Annotated in this window: 2 protein-coding genes and 1 pseudogene; all 3 read left to right on the top strand. The window is 63.3% G+C overall.

Going from position 1 to position 2954, the window contains the following annotated elements; translation table 11 throughout:
- Positions 1-438, top strand: a pseudogene (locus tag AC5RWX_RS31930) (50S ribosomal protein L1); the annotation flags it as partial.
- 130 nt (positions 439-568) lie between these two features.
- Entirely contained in the window at positions 569-1705 is a 1137-nt protein-coding gene (locus AC5RWX_RS31925) for a GNAT family N-acetyltransferase (RefSeq protein ID WP_494100195.1), read from the top strand.
- 7 nt (positions 1706-1712) lie between these two features.
- Positions 1713-2831, top strand: a complete 1119-nt coding sequence (locus tag AC5RWX_RS31920) for a GNAT family N-acetyltransferase (protein ID WP_494100194.1) — start codon at positions 1713-1715, stop codon at positions 2829-2831.
- The last annotated feature ends 123 nt before the right edge of the window (positions 2832-2954 follow it).

Below are 2954 nucleotides of genomic sequence, written 5' to 3'. Positions count from 1 at the left end.
GGCGCCGACTTCGTTGGTTCCGATGACCTGATCGAAAAGATCGCAGCCGGCTGGACCGACTTCGACGCCGCCGTCGCCACCCCTGACCTCATGGGCAAGGTTGGCCGCCTCGGTAAGGTCCTGGGCCCGCGTAACCTGATGCCCAACCCGAAGACGGGCACCGTGACCCCGGACGTCACCAAGGCCGTCAACGACATCAAGGGTGGAAAGATCGACTTCCGCGTCGATAAGCACTCCAACCTGCACTTCATCATTGGCAAGGTGTCCTTCGACGCCATCAAGCTGGCTGAAAACTACGCAGCAGCACTGGAAGAGGTGCTTCGCCTGAAGCCGTCCGCTTCCAAGGGCCGTTACATCCAGAAGGCCACCGTTGCCACCACCTTCGGCCCCGGCATCTCCGTGGACCCGAACGTCACCAAGGTTTTGACCGAGGCCTAAATCCTCGTGTGAAGCCACTGCTTCGGATCCTTCCGTCGCAAACTTAAACCGCCCGGCACCCGTGCCGGGCGGTTTTGTTTAAGCCTGAACACCATGCCCGAAGGGGCACGGTGTTGCCTAAGCTGTAGAAATGGCCGAACCGGATGTGGATCAGTCGCTGGATGAAACCGTTGTGCTGGCAATAACCGAAGTGGAAGTGCTGCAGTCCGGCGGCGAAACAGCCGCGGATGCGCGGCAGGTGACCGACGAGTTTGAAAAGTGCCACGCTTTGAGGGTGGCCCACGAACGTGCTGCCTGGGGCAACCTGGATCGCTGCCCCACGCTGCAGGAAGCTGCCGAGTTCTGGCAGGGCAACGAGTATGAGGAACGGCACCTGTACCTGGGGAGGCTCGGCGCCGACATTGTGGGCACGTGCTCGGTCACACTCCCGCTGCGCGAGAATACGCACACGGCTGGAATCGATGTCCTGGTTGCTCCTGTCCACCGGCGTCAAGGATTGGGCCGTGCCCTTCTGAAGCATGCCGAGGCCGTCGCCCGGGAACGTGGCAGGACATCCCTTGACGCCTATCACGAGGTGCCGTTGGAGGCTGCGAACGGGTCCGCTTTGCTGCCGGCGAAATCCGGCGCCGGTGGCCTGCCGTTTGATGAGCCCGCGGTGGCTTTTGCCGTTGCTGCCGGCTATGAGCTGGAGCAGGTGGAACGGTCCAGCCGCCTCGCCCTGCCTGTGCCGCCGGAACTGTTGGACCGTTTGGAGGTTGATGCCTCCGCCAAGGCAGCGGCATACTCCATCACCGGCTGGGACGACCGCTGCCCAGAGGAGCTGGTGCAGGCCTATGCCCACCTCAAAGCCACCATGAGCACGGACGTCCCCATCGCCGGGTTGGACTGGGAGCGTGAGGACTGGGACGTTGCCAGGGTCCGGGAAGAGGAGAACTCGCTGATCCGCAGTGGGATCCAATCGGCAGTGACGGCGGCCCGGCACCGGGAGACGGGGCAACTGGTGGCCTACACCGTCCTGAACTGGCGCCCAGGTGTGCCGGACTCCATCGCGCAGCAGGACACCCTGGTCACCTCCGAACACCGCGGGCGCCGCCTGGGCATGCTGACCAAAGTGGCAAACCTGCGGCGGGCCCAGAGCCGGTGGCCGTCGGCGCGGTCGGTGCTGACATGGAATGCCAACGAAAACCAACATATGCTGGCCATAAATATCGCACTTGGATTCAAGCCCGCAGGTTATGAAGGCGAGTGGCAGAAACGGCTGGGATGATTCGCCTATGGTAAAAGACGTGAAGATCGAGCAGCTTTGGATTCCAGACTCACTGGACGCTCCGGACGCAGCGGACTTCCTTGCCGCCGTCGAGGTGGGCCGTAAAGTCAGGATGCAGACCTGGGGCAGCGATGACCTCGCCTACGGTCCCTTGGAGAAGCTGCTTGAGTTCCAGGACCCGTACGAGCGCCAGCTCATTCTCGTTGCCAAGGTGGACGGGGAGATTGTGGGGACCGTCGACATCGCCCTGCCCCTGACTGACAACCTGGACCTGGCCGAATTCACCCTCGACATCCTCCCCGAGTTCCAGCGCCAGGGAGTGGGCCGCCGGCTCCTCCAGGCTGCCGAACAGCTGGTCCGCGGCGAGGGGCGCACCATGATCCTGGTGGATACCAACCACCCGGGTGCATCCCTCCATGAATTCGAGCGCGCCCAGTTGGTTCCCGGCTCGGGCCAGGGCTTCGTGCCGTTGGAGAGCCGCGAAGTGGAGTTCGCCCAGCGGACCGGGTACACGCTTCAGCATATTGAGCAGTTCAGCTCCTGCGCGCTGCCGCTGGACACAAAGCTGGTGGCCGACCTGCAGGCCGAGGCAGACGAGGCAAACAACAGCCGCTACCGGCTGCACCACTGGACGGACCGCTGCCCGGACCAGTGGCTGGAGGCCGTCGCGGCCCTTGAGAACCAGGCAGGGGCCGACGTCGATCCCGCCCTGGGCCCACCGGTTGAGCAGGACATGGTGCTCGACGGCGCCATCCTCCGGAAAGCCGAAGAGGTTGCCATCGCACAGGGCAGGCGGACCGTGGTCACCGCCGTCGAGCACCTAGCTACGGGAACGCTCGTGGGCCTGACCACCATTACGGTACTGGCTCACCGTACCGACGTCGTCTTCCAGGACGACACCCTGGTGCTGCAGGAGCACCGGGGGAACAAGCTGGGCCTGTTGATCAAGGTGGCCAACATGGAGCGGCTCACCGAGCAGTTTCCTGATGCGCGGGTCATTTATACCTGGAACGCCCCGGAAAACAGGTACCTCCTGACCGTCAACCAGCAACTGGGTTTCCAGACGGCCGGAGTCACCGGGATTTGGCAAAAGGAGCTCCCGCACGTGCACACCAGCACCAGCTGATGCCTGGATTTGGTGGACCGGGGGCTCTCCCCGTAGACTTGAAGGACCAAAGACCGTCGGTTGTTGGAAATCCACTCTCTCGAACATGGCTCAACTCTGCAGTTGTGCACGGGAGAAGCAGTG

It is taken from the genome of Arthrobacter sp. SPT-J7 (assembly GCF_059089965.1).
Note: the sequence above shows the minus strand (reverse complement) of the source record. Positions and strands in the feature narration are given on the sequence as shown.

What these genes read in the sequence shown, in the direction of transcription:
- AC5RWX_RS31925 (WP_494100195.1), top strand. Translation starts at nt 569, where the DNA reads ATGGCCGAACCGGATGTGGATCAGTCGCTGGATGAAACCGTTGTGCTG.
- AC5RWX_RS31920 (WP_494100194.1), top strand. Translation starts at nt 1,713, where the DNA reads ATGGTAAAAGACGTGAAGATCGAGCAGCTTTGGATTCCAGACTCACTG.